Below are 22,767 nucleotides of genomic sequence, written 5' to 3'. Positions count from 1 at the left end.
TACCATGAAAGAGAGAGGAGGAGATAGAATGTTAACTAATCAACAAGTAGAACATATAGAGAGCTTATTACATACATATGAAGAGTTATACAATCTTTCTTTCTCAGTCATTGATAATAAGCAAAAAGAAGTAGTTATGATAAAACAGAATAACATAGTAAATCAAAAAATCTGTAAGGAAGCCAAAGAGTGTTTTACAACTGAAATTAAAGGCATGAGTATTTCTCAAAAGGAAATGAAAGAACCTATGCTGTTTCAGATAAGGCCTGGTCTGTATTCAATCGCAGCTCCTATTTTTTTGGAAGAGTACACTTATTTTTTATGGGCAGGATTATTAAAAGAAGAAAAATCCATTTCCTCGGTAGAAGCGGATTTAATCTATACATATTCTAATCCTTTAGAATGGCAGACTTTTTTTAGGGAAGTTCCAGTAATAAGTATAGAAACAGAGAATATCTGGTTAGAAAAAATAAATAAGGTTGCGCACTTTCTTTCATTGGAAATAAATAAATTCTCTAATAGAAATGCAGAACAGAAATACGTATCATTTCTCTATGAGTTATCGATGAATAATTTAGAACTAGATCATTCATTTATTCAAAAGTTTCAATGTGTTTTTGAAGAGATGGAAATAGTTGGAGTGGCAGAAAGAAAGAATGAAGAAGAGTTTGAAGTTGTTACAACCAGCGGAAAAAATGCGGATGTATTTCAAAATATGGTTTTCACGATAGGAGAGGGACTGTTCGGCCGCGTGTTGGTCACAGGAAAAGCAAAGTATTGGGAAAATATAAAGCAAGATGCCAATAGCTTACATCCAAATTGTAAAAACATTCGTTTTAATTCTTTGTTTTTTCTCCCAATATACAATCAGGAAAAAATACAAAAGTTATTGTTTGGAGGTAGTACATTATCCGCTTACTTTACTCGGAATTTTCAAAATATTTGTTGCATCATTGGAAATTTAATAGAAAAACAACAAGTTACAACTGATTTACAGACAGACAAAAAAGAACAAGAAGAAACCTTAAACTACTTAATAGAAGCTTTTCATTTAATGGTGTCTACTTTAAATAAAAAAAATATGCTATATATGCTTTTGGACATGGGGATTCATGTCGGGAATAGCAAATCTGCCTGTATTGTGCTCAAAAAAAACGATGAGGAAAGTTTTCACATTATGTCGCGAGGAAGATCACATCCCGATTTTTCTGTTTATGCTAAAGAAATAGTGAAACGTTATTTTTCAATAGATAAAAGAAAAAAAGTAGAAGAAGGACCAATAACCCATACAACTCCATGGAACAACCAGGTTATTGAATGCCCCCTTTTTACAAATGGAGAAGTACTCGCAGTGCTTTGCGTTGACTTAAATAAAAAGAAAGTGCCTGACGAAATACTGACTAAAAAAATAGCATTTATGCAAACTGTTACCATAGTCGGCGGTCTCGCTTTAGAAAGGCTGGATAAAAGAAAGGACAAGGAAGAGAAGAACCTTGTCACTATTCTTCATCAGACATTAGAACAATTTAATCCTGAAGCTTTTTATTTATCAGTAGAAAAAGCAGCATTTTTAGTTGATTTTATGGGTTATCAGGAGTTTTCCTTATCAAAAATAAAAGATATTACTGAAGCCGGCTTATTGGACACATATACTGCTGAATTTTTAAATAAACAGCAGATAAACCCGGAGGTAATTCGTTTAATATCGGAATCTAAAGATCTAATCAAAGGGGGTTTTGAAGGCGTTTCCAAAAATTATACAACACTAAGCCATATCTTAGCAGTGGTAACTCTATATATAGAAAATGAAAAAAAGATAGAAGGAATCCAATTGAATCATTTAATAAAGAAGGATGTGCTGAAAAAGGTTAATGATTATTTAAAAAATAAAGAAGTAGTAGAACAAGAGTTTCTTTACCGGCCCGGCAAACCGGCAGAAGAATTGGCACCTGTGGGGGACTTGATAATGCAGGAAGTATTCCATTTATCTACTAGAGAACGAGAGGTTATGAATCTGCTTTTGAAAGGATCGAATAATAAGAAAATAGCACAAGAGCTTTATATTAGTGAGCATACCGTAAAAAATCATGTTACTAAAATTTTTCAAAAGATGGACGTAAAGAATCGGGCGAATGCTATATCTAAAATGTACCAGATTAAATACAGCCAGACAGATTAAAAGACTTAGATAAATGTACCCACAAGGATAGATATAGGAACAAGGTGTTGTTTTTAAAGTTATTCTGGTTAAATCAGCTATATTCACTCAAAGTGAATTAAAAACTGAGAACAGGAGGGGATAGTGAATTTAAAATTTATAAGCCATAATAAACATAGTAAGTTGAAGTTTGGTTCGAGGTGAATGATAGTGAAGCTAATGGACCGTAAATCAAATCAAATTGTTTTAAATGAAGTCAGAAAGGCTTACACATTCAATAAACGGTTACTGGGCCTAATGTTTACAAATGCATTACCAATAAACACAGGAATTCACATAAGTCCCTGCCGATCCATCCATACCTTTTACATGCGTTATTCTATTGATGTTCTATATTTGGATCATCATTGTGGAATAGTAGGTATGGAGAAAAATCTGGGGAAAGGTAAACTAGGAAAGAAGTTTCCTGGAACCCGATCAGTGGTGGAAATGCCGGCAGGGAGTATTACAGCAGCAGGTGTTGAAATTGGAGACACACTTGTTTTTGTGTGAATAGTAGTCTGACTATAGATTTAAAGCTTAACTTTTTCATAAATTAAGAGGGGGTTTTAATATGGAAGAAATGATTAAAAGATTTTTTATAGAAGAAGAAGGTCAAGGTATGACAGAGTACGGTTTAATTCTTGGTCTTATTGCTGTTGGAGTTATTGCTGTGCTTATTCTCCTGGGAGAGCAAATTGCTGATTTCTTTACGGAAATAACAGATACGCTAACTGGGGAAACGACATAATAAAAGATATAACACGGGCCCTCCTTTATTAGGAAGGGTCTTTTTTAAAACCTCAAAAGTTTAAGGAAAGGATGAAAACAATGATAGATATAGTATTAGTAAGTATACTACTGCTGTGCGTGATAACGGATGTTAAGAACAGAAAAATTTACAATAAAGTAATTTACCCCGGCATACTGGCAGCGTTTGTTTATCACTTTATTTCCTCAGGAATTGAAGGTTTTTTTCATTCTTTCCTTGGTCTTTTAATCGGGTTTAGTCTTTTATTACTACCTTTTATATTAGGAGGTATAGGAGCGGGAGATGTAAAGTTATTAGGGCTGATTGGAGCGTTTAAAGGCGGAACATTCGTCTTTCAATCCTTTATTTATATGGCGGTTCTTGGGGGGATACTGGCGGTATTTGTTTTATTGTTCCGCCGCGGCCTGCTGCGTTCCATTATTTACTCTATTTCCATACGGAAAAAAGATAAAAACACCTCTATAGGATTTCCGAGAGGTTCTTTGAAGGCGACTTATCCTTATGGGGTAGCTATTGCAGGGGGAGCTTTTATCGCTATGTTCAGCGGAGGATGGTTTTTCCTATGATACGAAAAGAAGACGGCCAGGCTTTAGTGGAGTTTGCGCTGGTGCTGCCTTTAATCATTCTTCTGCTTGTAGGCATCGTGGACTTTGGACGTGTGTTTTATACGTACCTGCAGATGGAGCTTGTGACCCAGGAAACGGTGAGAATAGCTGGTTTCGGGGAAACAGATGAAACGATTGTCAATTTTGCCAGAGAAAATTTCCATGCAGGGGATTCTGAACAGTTGCATGTGTCTATAAGCCCTGCAGCAAGAAATTCAGGAGACTATGTAGAAGTTAACTTATCCTATGATCAAGAGATATTTGGAATGCTGGGAGATTTTTCAGGGGATCTGGAACTTAGTACCAACTCAACGATACGGGTGGAGTGAGGGGTATGAAAAAATGGCGGGAAACACTAAATAAAGAAAATGGAAGCTCGATAATATTAATGGCACTAGGTTTATCGATCGCAATTGTTATAATGGGGTTAGTGGTGGATGCGGGACATCTTTATCAAACGCAAAGCCATCTGCAGAAAACGGCCAATGCTTCTGTCTTATCAAGTTCTCAGGAGTTACCAAATTCTGAACAAAAAGTAAAGGAGGTAGTAGAAGAAGTGCTGGAAGCTCATGATGAAGTTCCTAGTTTATCAGAAGCTGTAGTAACAGGTAACGAACAAGTGGAAGTGGCTTTGGAAAAGCCGGTCGATCTTTTCTTTTCTGCCTTGTTTGGTGTGGAATCCATTAATTTAAAGGCTGACGCTAAAGCGGGACTTGGTGTTATAAGTGAAGCTGAAGGCGCAGTACCTCTAGGTATTGAAAAAGATATACCATTAAATTATGGAGAAACGTATAGTTTAAAGGTAGGTCCTGGAGGTTCAGAGACCGGCTTTTTTGGTATTCTTGCATTTGAAGCACCGGGAGCAAAAGAATATGAACAAACTTTGCGGGACGGGTACGATTCCTCTTTACAGGTCGGCCAGATAATTAATACCCAGACAGGGAATATTAGTGGTCCTACCGAAAGAGCCGTTGATCATCGGATAGATGCATGTCCGGATAATGACATCACACAAAGAGATTGTGAACGCTTAATGCTGGTCATAGTTTATAGTAACGATCCGAACGGGGATTCAAGAAAGAAAACCATTGAAGGATTTGCCTACTTTTTTCTTCAAGAACGGCTGAGCGGAGACGACTCCATTAAAGGTACATTTGTTAAAAGAGTAGGAGCAGGAACGGCTGGTGGGACCAGTACAGATTCTGGCGCATATACAAGTCGATTAATTCAGTAAGGGAAGGAAGCGAATGAGACCTAAAAAATTAATACTATTTGCTGTTTTGGCAGGTTTGATTACTACCATTTTATTTTTCATTATTATAAATCGCGAGGGTTCGGAAGAGCCGGAAGATTCTGTGCCAATGGTGGAGGTCATCGCTGCTTCTGAAGCTATCGGAAAAGATAATGAAGTTTCACAAGAGATGGTACAGATTCAAGAAGTGCCGGAAGATCAAGTACATAATAATGCAGTACAAAATGTAGATGAAGCAATAGGGAAGTACACTGAAGCAGATATAGCAGAAGGAGAAATTATCTTAACTCATAGATTATTGGATGAGGATAATGAAGAATTGATGGCATCTCAACGGGTGGAGCCGGGAATGAGAGCCGTATCTATACATGCAGCGTATGTGCCTTCCGTTTCTAATTTAGTGGAGCCGGAAGATTACGTAGATATCGTATTCACTAAAAACAACGGAGACGAATTAATCAGCAGTATTCTGTTGGAAGAGGCAAAAGTGCTTGCTGTAGGAGACCGAATGACCGAAACGGTAGTAACAGAAGAAGGGGAAGAAGCTGGCGAAGAATACATCGCGGTAACGCTGGAGTTAAATGCTGAGGATAGTATAAGGGCAGCTAATTCTAATAACTATGTGCAAAATTATGGTGGAGGACTTGATTTAATTCTGCACAGTAAAATAGAAACGCCTTATAACAACAGTGGGTTTGAAAATGAAGAAGATGCCGCAGACACGGTTATCGAGCCTTTCCCTGAAGGTGATTCTCAGCAGGCTCCAGATTCCCCTTCTGTGGATGAAGAATCCTTTATAGAGGAAGAACAGGCTCCAGTCCCGGAAGCACCAGCTGATTTTCCAGACACAGAGAATTCTGAAGGTTTTTATAATTCTGTAGAGGAACCGGAAGAGTTTGAAGTACCACAGGAAGAGATGCCTGCTGGAAATTCAGAAGAATCGGCAGAACAAGAAGTAGAAGAAAATACCGTAAGCGAACAAACACCTTATTATTTTGTTCCCTTCACAAGCTTTGCCAACATCCGGGCAGAACCAAGTTTGACTGCGCCTGTTTTAGAAATAGTTGAAGGTGGCAGCTGGCTTTCTTTCACGGATGTAGTAGCTATGGATGAAGACAACCGTTCCTGGGTGTTAGTAGAGCTTAACGATGGTCAAGATGGATGGATCAGCAGCCGTATTGTTCAGATTGAACAATAGGTGATAGAAAGGAGATCACTAGTGGAGAGAACAGAAATAGCTGTATGCAGTGCCGCGGGTGGAACAGGGCGAACAATGATTGCTGCAAACCTGGCGGCTGTATTGGCGTCTCGAAAACAAAAGGTTATGTTAGTTGATGGAGATCTCCAATTTGGAGATCTGACTTTGGCGCTTGATATTGACCCTGCTTTAACAATAAATGAGGCTGTTGAAAAAAGAGAAAGTCAACGATACAGTGATTTTTGTACTAAGCATGCGAGCGGCGTATCACTGCTTCCTGCCCCTCTTCGACCAGAGCAGGCGGATCTTATTACGGTGGAACATTTAGAATCTTTATTAACTACATTTGAAAATGAAAATGACTATGTGATTACAGAAACCTCTCCAGGTTTAACAGAAAAAAATCTTTTCTTCTTAGAAAGAGCCACTCACATTCTATTAGTTACTACGAATGGAATGGCTTCCTTAAAGAACACGGCTGCCATGCTGACAATTTTAGAAAAACTGGAACTTAAACATAAAGTAACGATAATAGCAAACCGTTCTACCGCACCCGGAATAGTGAAAATGAAGAAATTTGCTGAGCTTCTCGATACCGAAAAAATTATGTATTTACCAGATGAGAAAAAAAGCGTGCAGGAATCTTTAGATAAGGGAGAGCTTCTCGTAGAAAGCTTTCCTAAACTGGAAATTTCCAAACAACTAATTAAACTCGCAGATAATTTATTTACGGATAAAAGAGCTTCTACACTTCTGCAAAGCTCGTCTTCCCGAAACCTTTCGAGAATGGATAGATTAAGGAGGAGAATTAAATGAATCTATTTGAAAAGCTGCAGAATAAAAATCAAAAAGAGAAAGAAGAAAAACCTGCTGTCGAGCTTTCAGCAGCTGCAGCTCCTAAAAAAGAGCCATCGCTATTAGTAACAAAAGTGGCAGAGAAAAACGTTTCTTCTCCAGAACAAATAGAACTAAAAAATTTAGTCTTTAAATATATTCTGAAAGAACGAAAAGATGAAGATGTAGAGAATATTGTCCTTGAATTAGAAACAATTATTGAAGACATTATTTCAGAAAATGAACGTCTATCCAGTGTGAAGGACCGCGATTTAATCATAGAAGAAATTGCTAATGATTTAACGGGATACGGACCCATTAACCCATTACTTTTGGATGAAGAAGTTTCAGAAATAATGGTAAATGGCCCAAATCAAGTATATGCAGAACGCAAAGGTAAATTAAAATTAACAGATATTACATTTCGGGATAATGACCATGTCATGCGTGTACTTGAAAAAATTGTAGCACCACTGGGGCGGCGGATTGATGAAAGTAGTCCATTGGTAGATGCAAGGCTGAAAGATGGTTCCAGAGTGAACGCCATCATTCCTCCATTAGCTCTGGGCGGACCAACTATTACGATTCGTAAATTTTCAAAAGATCCCTTTACGATTAAAGATTTGGTTCGTTTTGGAACTTTAACACAAGAGATGGCTGAGTTTATAGAAGCCTGTGTTCAAGCAAAACTAAACATTTTTGTGAGCGGAGGAACAGGCTCGGGGAAAACGACTACATTAAATGTGTTATCTTCTTTTATATCTAATGATGATCGTATTGTGACTATTGAAGACGCCGCAGAACTACAGCTGGGCCAGGAACACGTAGTTTCTTTAGAAACCAGGCCTCCCAACATAGAAGGGAAGGGCTCTATTACCATTAGAGATCTTGTCCGTAACTCTCTTCGAATGAGACCTGATCGGATAGTGATAGGAGAAGTGCGAAGCGGTGAAGCTTTAGATATGCTGCAGGCCATGAATACGGGGCACGACGGCTCTCTTGCTACCGGGCACTCAAACAGCCCAAGAGATATGTTATCCCGACTAGAAACAATGGTGTTAATGGCAGGAATGGAATTGCCGGTGCGTGCTATTAGGGAACAAATTTCCGGAGCACTGGATGTGATTATTCAACAATCCCGTCTGAGGGATGGAAGCCGCCGTATTACTAATATTACGGAAGTGCAAAAAATGGAAGGAGATATTATTGTATTACAGGATATATTTACATTTCAGCAGAGTGATGTAGATGAAAATGACAAAATTATTGGAAAACTTACTCCTACAGGGGTGAGGCCGCAGTTTTATGAACGAATGATAAACGAAGGCATTCACTTACCCGCTTCTATTTTTTTAGAACAGGAGAAAAACTAATATGAATGTTTTGTTTTTTATTTTCTTATTTATTACGATTTTACTATTTCTTTTAGTGATAGGATCCACGCAAAAAGAGAATAAAGAAGACCAAAAACAAGAAAAACGAGCTTTTTCTTTAAAAACAATATTAAAAAGCTACAATCAAAAACTAAAAATCCTATTGATTAGAAATAATAAAAAAACAAAAACAGTAAGCAAATTAGAGCATAAGCTTTACCTGGCTAATGTACCGGTAAAAGTAGAGGAATTCAGGATTCTCCATTTTTTTCTTACCCTTATTTTGGCCGGACTTTTTTATGTTTTGTCTCAAAATATAGGATTTGTTTTTCTAGGAGGTTTTCTTGGATTTGTTCTTCCAATTGTATGGCTGAATACAAAGAAAAGAAAAAGATTAAAGCGTTTTGAAGATATGCTGCCTGACACGATTACTACTATTATTGGGTCCTTAAAAGCCGGCCACAGCTTTTTACAGGCATTAAATACCGTTTCAGATGAATCCTATTCTCCAATGAAAGAAGAAATAGATCTTGTTTTAAAAGAGATGCAATATGGAAGCACACTTGAAGAAGCATTAGTGGCGTGGAAAAATAGAATACCAAGTAAAGATTTAGATCTCTTAGTAGAGGCTCTATTAATCCAAAAGCAAGTAGGAGGTAATCTCGCCTATTTATTAGGGAAAATTGTAGAAACTACGAGAGAACGGACAAAAATAGAAAATCAAATTAAAACATTAACTGCTCAAGGAAGATTATCCGGAGTTATTATAAGTTTACTGCCGGTTGGCCTGGGGGTTCTTATTTATATTATGAATCCAGAGTATATGGAAACGCTCTTTGTCACGACTATTGGACGCATTTTGTTGGGAGTAGCTGGAATAGGTGGGATCATAGGTTTTATATTAGTTCGTAAAATTACAACTATCGAGGTGTAGAGATGACAGCTTTTTATATTAGCTTTTTTTTATTTGCAAGCTTAGTATTTTACACGATAATTGTAATTCCATTCGATCGGAATTTTATGTATCAACGAAGAATTAATGCCTATTTTTATCGTCGCAGAGAAGCGCCGATTGAAGAACCGGAACCTTCATTTGTAGTAAGAGTCATACAGCCCCTTTGGAAAAAAGTGAGGAAAGGGTACAATCGGTCGTTGAATGTAGAAAAAGTTACAAAGTTAGAAACCAAACTGCTGCAGGCAGGACAGCCTTTTGGATGGGGGCCTGCAGAATTTATTGTTTTTCAGTATGTTCTTCTTTTGGCACTGCCTATTTTTACAATGGGAATACTTCTTGTTGCAGGATTTCCTCTCAGTCAATCCATTTTGTTTGCTCTGCTGATTATGGTTCCTGCTTTTTTTCTTCCGAGGCTCTACTTAAAGTCGCAGGCACAGAAGCGAAACAAGCAGGCGTTAAAAGAATTGCCTGAAATTCTTGATATGTTAACCATCAGTTTAGAAGCTGGAATGGGATTTGACGGAGGTTTACATAAAGTAGTCAGCCGTAAAAGGGGGGTATTGGCAGAAGAGTTTCGTCTATGTTTAGAAGAGTTAAGGCTCGGCAGAACAAGAAAAGAAGCCTTGAGTAATCTGCTTGAGCGTTTATCACTGGAAGAATTAAAAACATTTGTGTACAATATCATCCAAGCTGAAAAGTTGGGAATTGGCATGGTAAACGTACTTACTATTCAATCAGAAAATGTACGGGCAAGTAGAAAGCAACGAGCCGAAGAAGCAGCCATGAAAGCGCCGATTAAGATGATGTTTCCATTAATTCTTTTTATTTTCCCTACTATATTTATTGTTTTGTTAGGTCCGGCTATTATCCAGTTTCTAGATGCTTTTTAAACATAAAACGGTATTAATTAGAAAAAAAGTACTATACAGACTTTTAAGTCCAGACAACATCCTTAACATATTTAAAAAAAACGGAGGAGACTTTTAGACTCTCTAAACCCCTCAGTCTTTAGAAGCGATTCACGACATGTCGACGTTTTACTACGAAACCAGCAATGAATAAAAATAAAAGGAAGAGATCGTTAGTTAAAATGATCTCTTCCTTTTTATTGGATTCCGAGAATTTGTTAACAGCTTTCAGTATTTTTCACCAGCATTTAAAATTAATTATGCGATATCAAAGTTATAACTACACTTCCATGTTTATGCCCTGTTTCAACGTAACTATGAGCCGCAGCAACTTGATCTAAAGGATACCTTCTATCTATTACAGATTTAATTTTTCCAGCTTCTATTAACTCTTTCAGGAAAAGTAAATCTTCTTTGCGCATCGGTGCCAATCCGCCTTTCATTTTCTTGCTGCCTCTTAGAGATGTCGATATCATGCGGGCAAATTGAGGCATTCCGGCTACTGTGACCAGATAAATCCCATTTTCTTTGAGGGAACCTTTACATTTTGAAAACGAAGTCTTTCCTACCGTATCAAAAATGATATCGTACGTTTCCCCGTTTTTGGTGAAATCTTCTTTAGTGTAATCGATTGTTTGATCAGCTCCCAAGGACCTCACAAGTTCTAAATTCTTTGTACTACAGACAGCGGCAACTTCTGTACCATAGTAATTGGCCAGTTGCACTGCATAAGTACCCAATGCACCGGAAGCACCGTAAATAAGTACTTTCTGGCCTGCATGGATATGCCCCTTATCTCTTAGAAAGAATAACGAAGTCGTAGCCCCGAAAGGAACGGAAGCGGCTTCTTCAAATGTCATATTAAGCGGCTTTATAACGATTGCCCCTTTTTCTTTAAGGCATACATACTCGGCATTAGCCCCTAGACTAGTTCCTGTTCCACAAAGTACTAAATCTCCTTTTTTAAATTCCTTGACATCTTTTCCTGTCACTTCCACCTCGCCTGACAGTTCGGATCCCAATATTCCGATTTTAGGTTTTTTTAAACCAAAGAAAAACCTGACAGCAAACGGCTCAGCCCTCCGCACTTTGCAATCCCCGGAAGTTGCAGTAGTTGCATACACTTTAATCAGTACTTCGTCATCTTTAGGGATCGGCTTTTCTACTTCTCTAAGTTTCATAACCTCCGGGGGGCCGTATGTTTTATGGAGACTGGCTTTCATTGAGAACTCCTCCCTTCATAGCTTGTTTTTAACGGTAGTATTTCAGGGATTTTCTTTCCTTTGAACAACAGCCATATGGCTAACGTCAATTCTCCTATCACTGCTGGCACAGCTACAATCAATAGAAATATTGTCTCGTACTCGGTGTAATTGGAAAACAGAACTTTAGCAAAGTTATCAATCTCCGGGAATAATCAGGCTTTCAAACACAAAAAAATTCACGAATAGAGCGAGGATAGCCATTACCAGCAAGCTAATCCCTGTAATTCGCGCATAAAAAAGAGATGATTTTTCCGCCATAACGCTTTTCATTTTGATCTCTCCAATTCCTCGTTTTGAATTCCATAATTGAAAAAGCAATAGAGAAAACCAAATGATCCAAGCACGGGTGTCTTTCTGAGAACCCAAATATGCGGTGAAATTTCCAAATCCTTACAGTGTTGCGGTAAGTACTAAGATTTATCAGATTTTTTTGGGGGCTGGAATGTTATTTTTCGGTATTCTACTGCAAACATAGGAGGTTGGACTTTTAGGCTGCTTCTGCCAACTCTGTTTTCAAATGTCCGAATGAAAACAAAAGGAAGTACAACTGCTTTTTTCACAACTATCTATACTATCAGCATAATTTAATTCAGAATTTTCTAACTTTTATTAATGTAATAATATACCTAAGAGGTAGTTTTAGCAATTTTAAATAACCATTTATTTTTTAGACTTCTATTTCATTGAGCAGCAATATATGAAAGGTAATTGTTTAGCTTTGCTAATAATTTTCTTTACATGGCGTCAACACCAGAACCAAAGCCTTCGTAAAAGTACACCTTTACAGAGAGAAAGTGCTAATTTAAGCACATTTTCTCTCCATTTATATTTAAGCAGCTTCTGATAATCCCCCATCTTTTAACCAACTTACAAAATTTGAACCGTTTCGAATTGTCTTTTTCTGATGAAGTGGAATTCTTATTAAACTTGTGCAGTTTCTTCTATTTTATACACTGCTGGTTTGTCAAAAAGTAAATGTGCATATTCTATAGGGTTGGCGAAGAGAGCGGACGGGTAGGAGTTTATATAGAATCAAGTAAATACCATACGAATGGATATTTTATTATTTTATTGCTCTCTACAGATACAGGGCTATTCCCCCTCATCTAGAATCGGATGTCAGACTCAATTTCAATAAACTTAAATGCACTTGAATGAAGCAAAAAACGTCTTTTCGTCAATTACTTAATATAAAACTATGTAAATTCATGTGTCCCTGCTGCTAGAAGTGAAGTAGAGAAGAGAAAAAAGAAAAGAGCTAACGAAATGAAAATCCATTTAGAACTCCAAGCAAAATAGAATTCTTAACACTTGGAACAGAGCACACATTACCTGTGCTCTTGTTTTATAGGTGAGGGATTCAGAAAGGAGAAAATCGTTGAAAGACCAGCCTCTGCAACCAAAGAATGATCGGGAGCGCTTGAAGATTATTATCGTTTTAGCGATACCGGCGGTAATAGAAAACTTCTTTCAAACGTTACTGGGTTTTGTGGATACGTATTTTGTTTCCCAAATCAGTTTGGCGGCCGTTTCAGCAGTTGGGATCACGAATGCAGTCCTTGCCATTTACTTTGCCCTTTTTATGGCGCTCGGGGTTGCAGCCAATGTCCGAATTGCTAACTTCCTTGGCGCAAATCAGCCTGAAAAAGCGAGGCACATCTCGCAGCAATCCATTATTCTGGCAATCCTTTTTGGGATTCTCACCGGTTTGGCTACTTGGTTCTTAGCAGAACCGCTGTTAAGGTTAATGGGCATGGAAGAAGAAGTTCTGGAATTGGGATCACTGTATTTCCGGATTGTAGGAATTCCCGCGGTTATCATGTCGTTAATGTTTGTAATGAGTGCAATTCTAAGAGGAGCTGGTGACACCAAAACTCCAATGATGATAAGTATAGTCATCAACGGCATCAATGCTGTGCTTGATTATGTGTTAATTTTCGGTTTTTTATTCATTCCAGAACTTGGAATTGTCGGCGCTGCGATAGCCACTGTGGTTTCCCGTTTAATAGGAAGCTTAGCCCTTTTCTATTATATAAATAAAGAAAAAGTACTGGCATTCAGAAAACACTACTGGCAACTGGATAAGGGGCACTTAATAGAGCTTTCTACACTTGGTGCACCTGCAGCCGCAGAACGTTTGGTCATGCGGACCGGCCAAATTGTCTACTTCGGGTTCGTGGTAGCTCTAGGAACCAATGCCTTTGCAGCTCACCAGATTGCCGGGAACGTTGAAATATTTTCCTATATGATTGGGTATGGCTTTGCTACTGCAGCAACAATCCTGGTAGGTCAACAGATTGGCGCCGGCAATTTGGCAGAAGCCAGACAGTATGCAAAACTTTCCACCCAAGTAACCGTAGTGTTCATGACGCTCCTGGGAGCAGTTTTGTTCTTCTTTGGAGACTGGGCCGCCTCTTTCTTCACAGAAGATCCCGAAGTAATCAGCGATATTGGAGCTGCATTGAAAATTTCAGGTGTTTTCCAACCTTTTCTTGCGGTGTTAATGGTTTTGACCGGAGCATTTCAAGGTGCAAACAATACAAAATTCCCAATGTATTTGACCGCTATTGGTATGTGGGCTATCCGTACACCGCTTGTATACCTGTTAGGAATACAGTTGGGATGGGGCTTGGCTGGTGTCTGGATTGCAATTGGCATAGACATCACGTTTCGTGCAGGGGTGTTAGTGATTCAATTACGACGCGATAAATGGATGGCGCTCGAAAAAGCGCCGGAACCGGAAGCTCAGTGTCATCCGCAAACAAACAAAGAAAACATGTCGACAAATGCCAACAATTATTAATAGCCAACAAGGAGGCAGTTTATTATGAAACATGATCAACATCAACATCACGAAATGGACGAGAACCTTCCTAAAGTCCAAGTGAAAATTACGTATAATTCCAGAATAGTGACCGTTGAAGTTCGGGATACTCATAATAATCCAGTACCATTAACAGAAACTCATGAAAAAAGAATTCATCTCGTTATTGTCAGTGCGGATTTAGAATCTTTCTTACATGTCCATCCAGTTGAGAACAACTCAGGAGACTATGAAGTGGGGTTGGAACTGCCATCGGGGCGCTACCTTGCTTTTGCTGACATTGATCCTGTCGGGATGTCTTATGTCATCGAGCCAATTATGATTACCGTCGGCGAAGTAGCAGAGACACTTGAAGTGAATTGGGATTCGCTTGTTGAAAACGAAAGTTCAACAAAAGAATTCGAAGGAAAAACAGTTACGTTTCAACATTCAGAACTGATTGCTGGAAAATCCTCCACTTTATCTTTTGATTTACACGATGATACTCCTTTGCCGTACTTGGGAGCATTAGGACATGTAGTTGTATTGGATGAGCAAGGAACACGCTTTATCCATGTTCATCCAACATCAAATGACCAAACCGTATTTGAAGCTGAGTTCCCCGTTCCAGGATTTTACAAACTATGGGCTGAATTTAAGTTTGCAGATGCGGGAGTTCTCGCTTTTCCATTTATTGTGGAGGTTGCTGAAAGACGTTAACTTGGGAAAAGTGCATGAAAAGCAAAAAAGTAAAGAGACGATTGTTATAATTTTGAGTTCTCCTTCCCTGTATCTCCATATTAAGTAAAGTCAAATTATTTTATTAACATTAAAGCCTTACAATAAATCCTTCGTAAAATTGAATTGAGAATATAAAAGGGATTTCAGTGCAATTCACTTTTCTATAAATTAGTTATATAATATTTTTTAAATTTTCAGAAATTCCTATATTCGAATATACGGCTGTAAAAGTAAAAATACATTTTTACAGATAGAAAGGGAGAGAAGAGCTATTTGAATCAGCCCATTTTCTCCCTTTGTATTTATGCAGCTGCCGATGTGTTGGATTATGTTAATAATCAAGAGAAGAGGAGCTCTTAAGGTGCTTTGCTTTTCATTTAAGTTATTTTTGAATGGTTTGTGTTCCCACCATCGCAAAATAGTCCCCTTCTAACCCTGTGTATACCACACGTTTGAAATGCGCCTGAAAACCGGCTAATGCGAGCATTTCCTCCCATTCAGGCATGGAAAATAAGCCTGATTCCACCTGGTCGTGCTCCCTGAAAATCTGTCCATTTTCATCGCGCATGATATAGGTGTATTCGGTCTCCGTCACATTATCGGCTGGGTCGCTGTCGTAGGTCCATTCCAAATACCGCATTCCGCTTTTGCCTTGATCGTTCCCGCCGTGCTCTGTTCCGGGGCGGAATGTTTCAGTGAATTGGTCCGTCATAATCATCAGAATTCCGTTTTCATTCAAATGCTTCTTCGCATTGCGCATCACTTCAAGCAAATCTGCCTTATCGGTAAAATGCATAATCGCATCGTGAATAAACACGAGGTCAAACTGCAAATCCAGATTCAAGCTCTTCATATCCCCTTGGATATGTTCGCAGTCAGCATTCAATTTCCGGCTGACTTCCAGCATTTCCGGCGATAGATCCGTCAACGTCATGGAAAAATGCGACTTCATATAATAGGCGTTGCTGCCGCCGCCGGAACCGAACTCCACTGCCCTTTTGACCTCCGGATGAAAGCACTGGATAATTTCCAGGTAAAGTCCGGCTTCTTCCTCGTATTCTGTATGTGGAGACATCAACGGCCACCATTCCGCCAATTCTTTGTATAATTTCATCGTTCACTCCTCCGCCTTTACATTTAAAGAATGGAAAGATAAAACGTTCACCGTTACTCATGCTTATTATATAATAATTTATCAGAATTTTTAGTTATTTTACAGTTAATTTCATAAATCGCCCTTTAAATATGAAGTAAAAATGATGTCAATGACGTTTTATTGGGAGTGCCTACATAGAAAGACCTTCGCCATTCACAAAAGTACAAATTTAGAAACGATTAGAATATGGTTAAAAAGAATCGTTATGAACGTCCGTAGTCCGTATATGTTGTAAATAAATTTACGGTTGTTTTTATTTTGCTTCCACATTTACGAACGAGGATAATATATTTTTTATTTTTATGTAGTTACTTTGATTTAGTAAGGTTTCACTGTTTTTCCTAATTTTTTGAAAAATTTCTGTAGGTCATTTGATCCAATTTGAACAAATGTTAAGGTTAATAGAGATTACTCTTGTTATACGGGAGGTGGTAGCGTGGACGGTATTACTTTGTTCTTCATTGCGCTGATCATTTTTGTGGCAGGCTTTACTGGATTGGCCATTTACTCGCAGATAAAAGAATATCAGTTAAAAAAGCTTAAAATATTGAATGAAAAGCAATCAAACGATGCAGAATAGTTGCTGCAGGGTTATGTTAGACGAATTTAAAAATCATATGTAACAAAAACAAAGGACGTGGTATGTATGATTAAAAACAATTCCTCTATGACTGAAAAACTAGATAATACACTCAATCAAATTAATGAAGTTTCTTTTATAAAATTAATAGTATTTATCATTCCGATCTCTATGGTTTCAACGTTTGTTTATTTATTTTCCAGTGATGTGTTCAGCTTAATTATGTATACTTTTTTTGAGTAATAAGAAATGAATACGTAAAAAAAGTCATGCCTGAAAAACAAAGGCATGACTTTTTTAGAGTGTCGAGAAACTACTTCATTTAGCATGTCTATACATAGTGCTGTTTTTAAAAAAGAAAGCTATCAACTTTATTTTATATATCGATGCTCTCGCAGATTGTTCAAACTGGTGATTTCCTGTAATAATTTTTCGCCGGTATTCGTTTCTTTCACTTTTTTTCGCTCTACTTCTTTATCCACGAGTCTTTTTACAGACAAGACGTCTGTTTCCTTGTTTAAAACGTCTTCTTTTGAATTAAACAGTTGATGGGCGACGAGCTGCATGCCGTAAGAATTGTATAAGAGTGTGTATCCGGCTATTCCTGTAGTGGATTGATACGCTTTTGAGAATCCGCCATCGATGACGATCATCTTCCCATTCGCTTTGATCGGATCTTCCCCGTCAATTTCCTTCACCGGTGTATGCCCATTGATAATCCGGCCCTGGTCGGGATTGAGATCAAACTCAGCGAGCATTCTCCGGCACATCTCCTCATCTTCACGTAAATAATAATAAGGATTCTTTCTTTCTTTATGCGTTTCTTTTTCTTTAATAAAATACCGCTCAAAAGTGGTCATTTCTCTTTTTCCAAAGAGGGAGGAGTTTTCTCCGGTCCACAGGTACCAAATCATATCAGTTGCAAAGTCATCGGTGTCTTCTGGATGGGCAAAGGCATATCGCACATAACGCTCAAACACATCCAACAGCTCACGTCCTGCATAAGTGGTGTCTTCAATCTCCATTTTTTTCATATTTCCGTTTTCTTCTAAAGGAATGCAGCCATGTATCAGTAAATTTCCGTTATATTTTAAATAAAGGCTGCCTTTTTTCATAAGAAAGTTCATATGTCTGGTCAGCTTCTCTGAATGCTGAATAGAGAAGAGCAGTTTATCAATCACCTGCTGTTCTTCTTCTAGTAATTCAGCAGGCTGCTCCGGATCGATCGTTGCAAAACAGCTGTTTTGCAGCGAATACGTCTTCCCGTGAAGGGTCACTTCCTTTTTTTTATAATTTACTTTCTCAAGCAGCAGCCGATCTTCCATATTTAAACAGGGGCGCCTTTTAATGATCGGACTTTCCAATTTAAATTGGATGATGGAAATTGCTTGATGAATCTTAGTGATTTGCAGCTGTTCCTGCTCGGTTAATTTGTCATCGGAAGTACGTTTCGGATGAAAAACAGCATTATCGTCATAGTATTTCTCCGCCAGATTCAGAAGCGGCCGCAGATTGATGCCATATACATCTTCAATAATATCAAGGTTGTTGTAACGCGCGCAGATGCGGATGATATTCGCCAGACAGACTTTAGAACCTGCAAAAGCGCCTAACCATAGAACGTCATGGTTCCCCCACTGAATGTCTACAGAATGATAATGGATGAGCGTATCCATAATTTTATGCGGGTCCGGCCCCCGGTCATAAATGTCCCCGACCACATGAAGATGATCGACCACCAATCGCTGCGTAGTGTAGGCGAGGCCGACAATCAATTTATCGGCCTGTCCCAGGGAAATGATGCGTTCGAGCATTTTCTCATAATACTCTTTTTTATTTTGAAACTCATCCGTTTTATATAATAATTCTTCAATAATATAAACAAACTGTTTAGGAAGGGCTTTACGTAATTTCGACCGTGTGTATTTGGAAGAAGCGTAGGACACAAGCTTGAGCATATGCTCGATGCTGTCTATGTACCATTCCCGCAGCTCCTGTTTACTGCCCAAATTACTTTTTACTAACTGCAGCTTCTCTTCCGGATAATAGATCAGTGTCGCGAATTCATTGATCTCCCATTCCTGTAATTCCTCTTTGAACAGGTCCTTGATTTTCATTTTCACATTTCCAGATCCGTTCCGCAGCACATGTTGAAACGCCTGGTACTCGCCGTGCAGATCGCTCACAAAGTGTTCCGTTCCCTTGGGCAGATCAAGTATGGCTTCCAGATTAATGATTTCAGTGGCTACTTTTTCTTCACTTTCATATTTTTGTGCCAGCAGATCTAAATACTTTAAATTTAACATCATGAAATCCCCTTTCAACCGTTATACTTGAACTTCCAATAAAGGAAAATCCTGTTTTATTATATAAATTCATTATACCTTATTGTTCAAATAGAAGCTTAATTCATATCTAATCTGCTTACTAGATGTGGAGTGTTTATAAGAAAGGGAAGGCGAGGATGGTTATTAGTAAATCCCTTCTCTTTTTTTCATTTCTGCTAATCTTTTTAAAAACCTTTAAACGTCCGAAAAAATATAAAAATAAAAAATGAACGAAATGCTGTTGTTAATCGTACTAACTATGAAAAGCCGGGGAAGGGGTGACGTTATGGATGAAACGGAAGAACGAATAAAGCGCGCTAAAAAAGGCGATGACGAAGCGCTGGCAGCTGTTTTGCTTGAGCAGTATGATTTTGTCTATCACTACCTTCTGAAGCTGACCATGCATCCGGCGCTGGCTGAAGACATCACGCAGGAAACGATGATCAAAGCAATCGAACGCATTAATCAATACAATCCAAAGAAAGCAAAGTTATCAACCTGGCTGATACAGATCGGGACAAACCTATGGATCGATGAAAAAAGAAGACAGACAAGAGCAAAAAAATTCACGAACCAAAATCAGCTCGAATGGCAGCTCCGTCACGAATCATCCGATGATTGGCTGACTGTCACCACCGCACTGGACACATTAAAAGAAATACACCGAATTCCTGTTATTTTAAAGCATTACTATGGATACGGTTACGAAGACATCGCCAAAATCTGTAATGTCCCGACAGGAACCGTGAAATCACGACTCAATATTGCTCTTAAACGTCTTAGAGAGGAGCTTTCCCATGAAGGAAAATGAAGTAAAAGACCGGTTGAGACGATCTCTGTCGACGATTGAACAATCCAGTCCAAATGAAAAGCCGACATTAAACGAGATGATGACCCAGGTCAAGCGGACCCGCCAAAAACAAAAAAAAGAACTGTATATTTTTTTCATCATCGCTCTTGTTTTTATTACAGGTATTGTTTTACTTATGGCAAACGAGCCTCTGTTGTTCGCAGGATTTCAAGTGATTGCGACGGTAATAGCAATTGGGTTTTTAATTGTGGGGAGGAGGCTGCAGCATGAGTGAACTTCAGGAAATTCCATTATGGCTGTATGTCCTGATATTCTTCTTTTTGTTTATACAAAGTACATTTCTGTTTATTCACAGCCGCAGGAATGGCCATTTACGCTGGTTCTGGGGAATCTGGGGCATGCTGAATGTGCCAACGCCGCTCATCGTATATCTCATTTATATTAAATGTATTGTTCCATACAGAGAAAGGAAGTTTGCAGATAATGAATGATCTATTTATTCTCCTTTTGCCCATTATAGTCATAGACCTTTTATTAAAGACTACAGCACTTATTGATCTTTTCCGGGGCCCGCAGGCAGGCGGACAGAAGTGGATATGGGCCCTTGTCATCTTATTCGTGAGCACATTCGGACCGATTATTTATTTCCTTTTCGGCCGTTCGAAAGGAGCCTCATCCAATGATTAGTGTAGAAAACCTTTCGAAGAACATTTCAGGTAAAGAAATTATTAAGCATATTACTTTCAGTCTGCGGCCGAATAAGATTACGGCCCTTCTCGGTATGAATGGGGCAGGGAAAACCACAACCCTCCATATGCTTGCTGCTATTATGAAGCCGAGTAATGGGCAGATTATAATGCATGATGCAGTCCGAGACGTGCGCAGCGAAATCGGCTTCCTGCCCCAGTATCCAACATTTCATGACTGGATGAAGGCTGGAGAATACGTAACGATGGCAGGGGAACTTGGCGGGTTATCGCGTTCAGAAGCTGTTGAGCGGACAGGGACAGTACTTCTGCAGACTGGTCTCAAGGAAAATACCAATCGGAGAATTTCGGAATTTTCCGGCGGCATGAAACAAAGGCTCGGCATTGCTCAGGCGATCATTCACCAGCCCAGACTTTTACTATTGGATGAGCCGATGTCAGCGCTTGATCCGCAAGGAAGAAAAGATGTTATTCTGCTGCTTGCTGAATTAAAGAAGACCACCACTATTTTATACTCTACCCATATTTTACATGATGCAGAGCAAATTGCGGATGACGTTATTATGATGAACAAAGGGGAAATAGCAGCCTTTGAAAGGTTGGATAAGCTCATGAGCAGGCCGTCGAATCGAACGTTTACCGTTCAGGCGGAGGTACCGCTGGATGATTGGGGCGGAAACCTGCGGAATCGTTATCCGGATTGGACCATTCGAATCAGAAAAACGCAGGCAGATATAGAAGGGCCTTTAGCAGAAAGCATCATGCAGGCAAAAGTAATGGAGAGCCTCATAGAAAATCGAATAACCGTCCGACGTTTGATTGCCGGAAACCAGTCATTGGATGAATTATTCCGCGAGGTGATGGAACGTGTTTAACGTTTTATTAAGAAAAGAACTGCTGGAAACGTTTCGCAGCTACCGCTGGTTATGGCTTCCTGTATTTTTCATTGGACTGGCGATTATGCAGCCTGTCTCAAGCTTTTATATGGAGGATATTCTTGAACAGTTTGGCGGCCTGCCGGAAAATACCCTCATTACTATCCCGACCCCAACCGCTGAGCAGGTGTACAGCGAAACACTGGGCCAGTTTACGCAGATTGGCACATTTATCCTTGTCCTGGCGTTTATGGGAAGTGTAAGCAGCGAGCGTAAGAGTGGGGAAGCCTTACTTATCCTAAGTAAACCAACGAACTATTACGCCTATTGGTTCTCGAAGTGGTTGTCAGCATTAGGGATAACGACAGTAAGTTATTTAATAGGTATTGCTGCCGCGCTGTATTATATCACTACGTTGTTTGAACAGCTGCCAGCCGGAGAGATTCTCTATTCGGCATTTGTCTACTGGATATGGCTCGTATTTGTCGTGACGACAGCACTTGTTTGGAGTACAGTGAGCAGACATACGAGTGTGGCTGCCGCTGGGGCACTGATTACCCTGCTTCTACTCACTCTTACGGCTTCGATGTTTGGAGAATTAACGTCGTGGACGCCAGGAGTTCTGCCGGCAGCTGCAGCGGATATAAAAGCGGATATCGTTATCGCTCCGATTGTAGTGAGTGCCGCACTGACAGTTGTACTCATCGCAGCTTCTGTAAGCTATATGAAAAAAACGGACTGGCTAGCGTAAATGATCTCAAGATTCTAACGTTGATAGAAATAAATCTATTAAAAGCTCAATGAAATCCGAGGGAGTGAGCACCAGCCAAATACCTATGTGGAGCATTAATAATACAAGGAGGACCATTGCATATAGGAGCAGCATCAGAGAGGTTCCCGTTTTGCGGTCTGAAAGGTAGTATGTAACTAACATAAACGAACGATAGGTATAGAAAATGACAGCGAGAAAAAACAACAGGGCTCCGAGCTGTGTTGAAATAGGCCGTAATGCTTCCAGATAGGAATAAAAGGAAAACCCAAGATTATACAAAAAGATGGATGGAATAAGAAGTGTTGTCATATCGCTTACTATTTTTGGGGTGCTTCTTTTAGTCCCTGAGTACTTATTGCTGATCCAGCGGATAATATAAATATTTAAAAGAACAGCTGGAATACTTACAATAAATAAATACTGTCCCAAAATGTACACAACTATTCCAAGACTTTCATAATCAGAAAAAAAGGCTGTCATAATGATCAGGTTTCCAACAAGCAGAACGGAGACAGTTATAAGGAGAAGCATGAACAGGAGAGAGAGATTGTCTTTAACTGTAAACTGCTGATCTTTTTTTATGTTTTTTTCGGGTGCGCATAAAGCGTTTATAATAAAAGACCTCTTAGTTATTTT

Annotated in this window: 25 protein-coding genes; 20 read left to right on the top strand and 5 right to left on the bottom strand. The window is 39.0% G+C overall.

Features of this window, described 5'->3' with window-relative positions; all coding sequences use genetic code 11:
* The first annotated feature begins 28 nt into the window (after positions 1-28).
* The 11 genes from AC5W2J_RS03110 to AC5W2J_RS03060 all read left to right on the top strand — a co-directional run bounded on the left by AC5W2J_RS03110 (position 29) and on the right by AC5W2J_RS03060 (position 10,076).
* Positions 29-2,179, top strand: a complete 2,151-nt coding sequence (locus AC5W2J_RS03110; RefSeq protein ID WP_496058022.1) for a response regulator transcription factor — start codon at positions 29-31, stop codon at positions 2,177-2,179.
* A 198-nt stretch (positions 2,180-2,377) separates the two neighbouring features.
* Positions 2,378-2,710: a DUF192 domain-containing protein gene (locus AC5W2J_RS03105; RefSeq protein ID WP_496058219.1), complete on the top strand. Its 333-nt coding sequence runs from the start codon at positions 2,378-2,380 to the stop codon at positions 2,708-2,710.
* Positions 2,711-2,771: 61 nt separating this feature from the next.
* A complete protein-coding gene (locus tag AC5W2J_RS03100) occupies positions 2,772-2,948 on the top strand; it encodes a Flp family type IVb pilin (RefSeq protein ID WP_496058021.1) in 177 nt (58 codons plus the stop codon).
* Positions 2,949-3,028: 80 nt separating this feature from the next.
* Positions 3,029-3,535: an A24 family peptidase gene (locus AC5W2J_RS03095; RefSeq protein WP_496058020.1), complete on the top strand. Its 507-nt coding sequence runs from the start codon at positions 3,029-3,031 to the stop codon at positions 3,533-3,535.
* Complete coding sequence (locus tag AC5W2J_RS03090; RefSeq protein WP_496058019.1) at positions 3,532-3,903, top strand: TadE/TadG family type IV pilus assembly protein; 372 nt, start codon at positions 3,532-3,534, stop codon at positions 3,901-3,903. The genes AC5W2J_RS03095 and AC5W2J_RS03090 overlap by 4 nt, the downstream gene beginning before the upstream one ends.
* Positions 3,904-3,908: 5 nt before the next feature.
* The gene (locus tag AC5W2J_RS03085; RefSeq protein ID WP_496058018.1) at positions 3,909-4,808 is read left to right on the top strand and encodes a Tad domain-containing protein; all 900 of its coding nucleotides are present in this window, start codon (positions 3,909-3,911) and stop codon (positions 4,806-4,808) included.
* 13 nt (positions 4,809-4,821) lie between these two features.
* The gene (cpaB, locus tag AC5W2J_RS03080) at positions 4,822-6,024 is read left to right on the top strand and encodes a Flp pilus assembly protein CpaB (protein ID WP_496058017.1); all 1,203 of its coding nucleotides are present in this window, start codon (positions 4,822-4,824) and stop codon (positions 6,022-6,024) included.
* Positions 6,025-6,045: 21 nt separating this feature from the next.
* The gene (locus AC5W2J_RS03075) at positions 6,046-6,840 is read left to right on the top strand and encodes a CpaE/TadZ family protein (RefSeq protein ID WP_496058016.1); all 795 of its coding nucleotides are present in this window, start codon (positions 6,046-6,048) and stop codon (positions 6,838-6,840) included.
* Positions 6,837-8,231 carry a TadA family conjugal transfer-associated ATPase gene (locus AC5W2J_RS03070; RefSeq protein ID WP_496058015.1) on the top strand — a complete coding sequence of 465 codons (1,395 nt, stop codon included), beginning with the start codon at positions 6,837-6,839 and terminating at the stop codon, positions 8,229-8,231. Before AC5W2J_RS03075 ends, AC5W2J_RS03070 begins: the two co-directional genes overlap by 4 nt.
* Before the next feature lies 1 nt (position 8,232).
* Positions 8,233-9,165 carry a type II secretion system F family protein gene (locus tag AC5W2J_RS03065; RefSeq protein ID WP_496058014.1) on the top strand — a complete coding sequence of 311 codons (933 nt, stop codon included), beginning with the start codon at positions 8,233-8,235 and terminating at the stop codon, positions 9,163-9,165.
* A gap of 218 nt (positions 9,166-9,383) precedes the next feature.
* Positions 9,384-10,076 (top strand): type II secretion system F family protein, encoded by a 693-nt coding sequence (locus AC5W2J_RS03060; RefSeq protein WP_496058013.1) that lies wholly within the window; start codon positions 9,384-9,386, stop codon positions 10,074-10,076.
* A gap of 272 nt (positions 10,077-10,348) precedes the next feature.
* Here the strand turns inward: AC5W2J_RS03060 and AC5W2J_RS03055 are convergent, their stop codons facing one another.
* Positions 10,349-11,317 (bottom strand): NAD(P)-dependent alcohol dehydrogenase, encoded by a 969-nt coding sequence (locus AC5W2J_RS03055; protein ID WP_496058012.1) that lies wholly within the window; start codon positions 11,315-11,317, stop codon positions 10,349-10,351.
* Positions 11,314-11,499, bottom strand: coding sequence for a DUF4386 family protein (locus AC5W2J_RS03050; protein WP_496058218.1), 186 nt, complete (start codon positions 11,497-11,499; stop codon positions 11,314-11,316). The genes AC5W2J_RS03055 and AC5W2J_RS03050 overlap by 4 nt, the downstream gene beginning before the upstream one ends.
* Before the next feature lie 1,238 nt (positions 11,500-12,737).
* Between AC5W2J_RS03050 and AC5W2J_RS03045 the strand changes: the two genes are divergently transcribed.
* Together AC5W2J_RS03045 and AC5W2J_RS03040 are read left to right on the top strand one after the other, a co-directional pair.
* On the top strand, positions 12,738-14,162 hold the full coding sequence (locus AC5W2J_RS03045) for an MATE family efflux transporter (protein WP_496058011.1): 1,425 nt from the start codon (positions 12,738-12,740) through the stop codon (positions 14,160-14,162).
* Positions 14,163-14,186: 24 nt separating this feature from the next.
* Positions 14,187-14,882 (top strand): DUF8832 domain-containing protein, encoded by a 696-nt coding sequence (locus AC5W2J_RS03040; RefSeq protein ID WP_496058010.1) that lies wholly within the window; start codon positions 14,187-14,189, stop codon positions 14,880-14,882.
* A 403-nt stretch (positions 14,883-15,285) separates the two neighbouring features.
* Here AC5W2J_RS03040 and AC5W2J_RS03035 read toward each other — a convergent pair whose 3' ends face one another.
* Positions 15,286-16,017, bottom strand: a complete 732-nt coding sequence (locus tag AC5W2J_RS03035; protein WP_496058009.1) for a class I SAM-dependent methyltransferase — start codon at positions 16,015-16,017, stop codon at positions 15,286-15,288.
* A gap of 478 nt (positions 16,018-16,495) precedes the next feature.
* Between AC5W2J_RS03035 and AC5W2J_RS03030 the strand changes: the two genes are divergently transcribed.
* Positions 16,496-16,639 (top strand): hypothetical protein, encoded by a 144-nt coding sequence (locus AC5W2J_RS03030; RefSeq protein WP_496058008.1) that lies wholly within the window; start codon positions 16,496-16,498, stop codon positions 16,637-16,639.
* A 371-nt stretch (positions 16,640-17,010) separates the two neighbouring features.
* Here AC5W2J_RS03030 and AC5W2J_RS03025 read toward each other — a convergent pair whose 3' ends face one another.
* Positions 17,011-18,945, bottom strand: a complete 1,935-nt coding sequence (locus AC5W2J_RS03025; protein WP_496058007.1) for a fructose-1,6-bisphosphatase — start codon at positions 18,943-18,945, stop codon at positions 17,011-17,013.
* 307 nt (positions 18,946-19,252) lie between these two features.
* On the opposite strand from AC5W2J_RS03025, the gene sigY reads away from it, so the two are divergent.
* From sigY to AC5W2J_RS02995, 6 genes are read left to right on the top strand one after another with little or no spacing between them, the layout of a single operon-like run.
* Positions 19,253-19,777 carry an RNA polymerase sigma factor SigY gene (gene sigY, locus AC5W2J_RS03020; protein WP_496058006.1) on the top strand — a complete coding sequence of 175 codons (525 nt, stop codon included), beginning with the start codon at positions 19,253-19,255 and terminating at the stop codon, positions 19,775-19,777.
* The gene (locus AC5W2J_RS03015; RefSeq protein ID WP_496058005.1) at positions 19,764-20,051 is read left to right on the top strand and encodes a YxlC family protein; all 288 of its coding nucleotides are present in this window, start codon (positions 19,764-19,766) and stop codon (positions 20,049-20,051) included. Before sigY ends, AC5W2J_RS03015 begins: the two co-directional genes overlap by 14 nt.
* Entirely contained in the window at positions 20,044-20,268 is a 225-nt protein-coding gene (locus tag AC5W2J_RS03010; RefSeq protein WP_496058004.1) for a hypothetical protein, read from the top strand. The genes AC5W2J_RS03015 and AC5W2J_RS03010 overlap by 8 nt, the downstream gene beginning before the upstream one ends.
* A complete protein-coding gene (locus AC5W2J_RS03005) occupies positions 20,261-20,464 on the top strand; it encodes a PLD nuclease N-terminal domain-containing protein (RefSeq protein WP_496058003.1) in 204 nt (67 codons plus the stop codon). The genes AC5W2J_RS03010 and AC5W2J_RS03005 overlap by 8 nt, the downstream gene beginning before the upstream one ends.
* Positions 20,457-21,359 (top strand): ABC transporter ATP-binding protein, encoded by a 903-nt coding sequence (locus AC5W2J_RS03000; protein WP_496058002.1) that lies wholly within the window; start codon positions 20,457-20,459, stop codon positions 21,357-21,359. Before AC5W2J_RS03005 ends, AC5W2J_RS03000 begins: the two co-directional genes overlap by 8 nt.
* Positions 21,352-22,110, top strand: coding sequence for an ABC transporter permease (locus AC5W2J_RS02995; RefSeq protein WP_496058001.1), 759 nt, complete (start codon positions 21,352-21,354; stop codon positions 22,108-22,110). The genes AC5W2J_RS03000 and AC5W2J_RS02995 overlap by 8 nt, the downstream gene beginning before the upstream one ends.
* A 6-nt stretch (positions 22,111-22,116) precedes the next feature.
* On the opposite strand, the gene AC5W2J_RS02990 is transcribed toward AC5W2J_RS02995, so the two are convergent.
* Positions 22,117-22,611 (bottom strand): hypothetical protein, encoded by a 495-nt coding sequence (locus AC5W2J_RS02990; protein WP_496058000.1) that lies wholly within the window; start codon positions 22,609-22,611, stop codon positions 22,117-22,119.
* Between the last annotated feature and the right edge of the window lie 156 nt (positions 22,612-22,767).

This window comes from Sinobaca sp. SA16-1, from assembly GCF_059510515.1.
The sequence above is the reverse complement of the archived record's forward strand: the minus strand, read 5'-3'. Positions and strand labels throughout refer to the sequence as shown.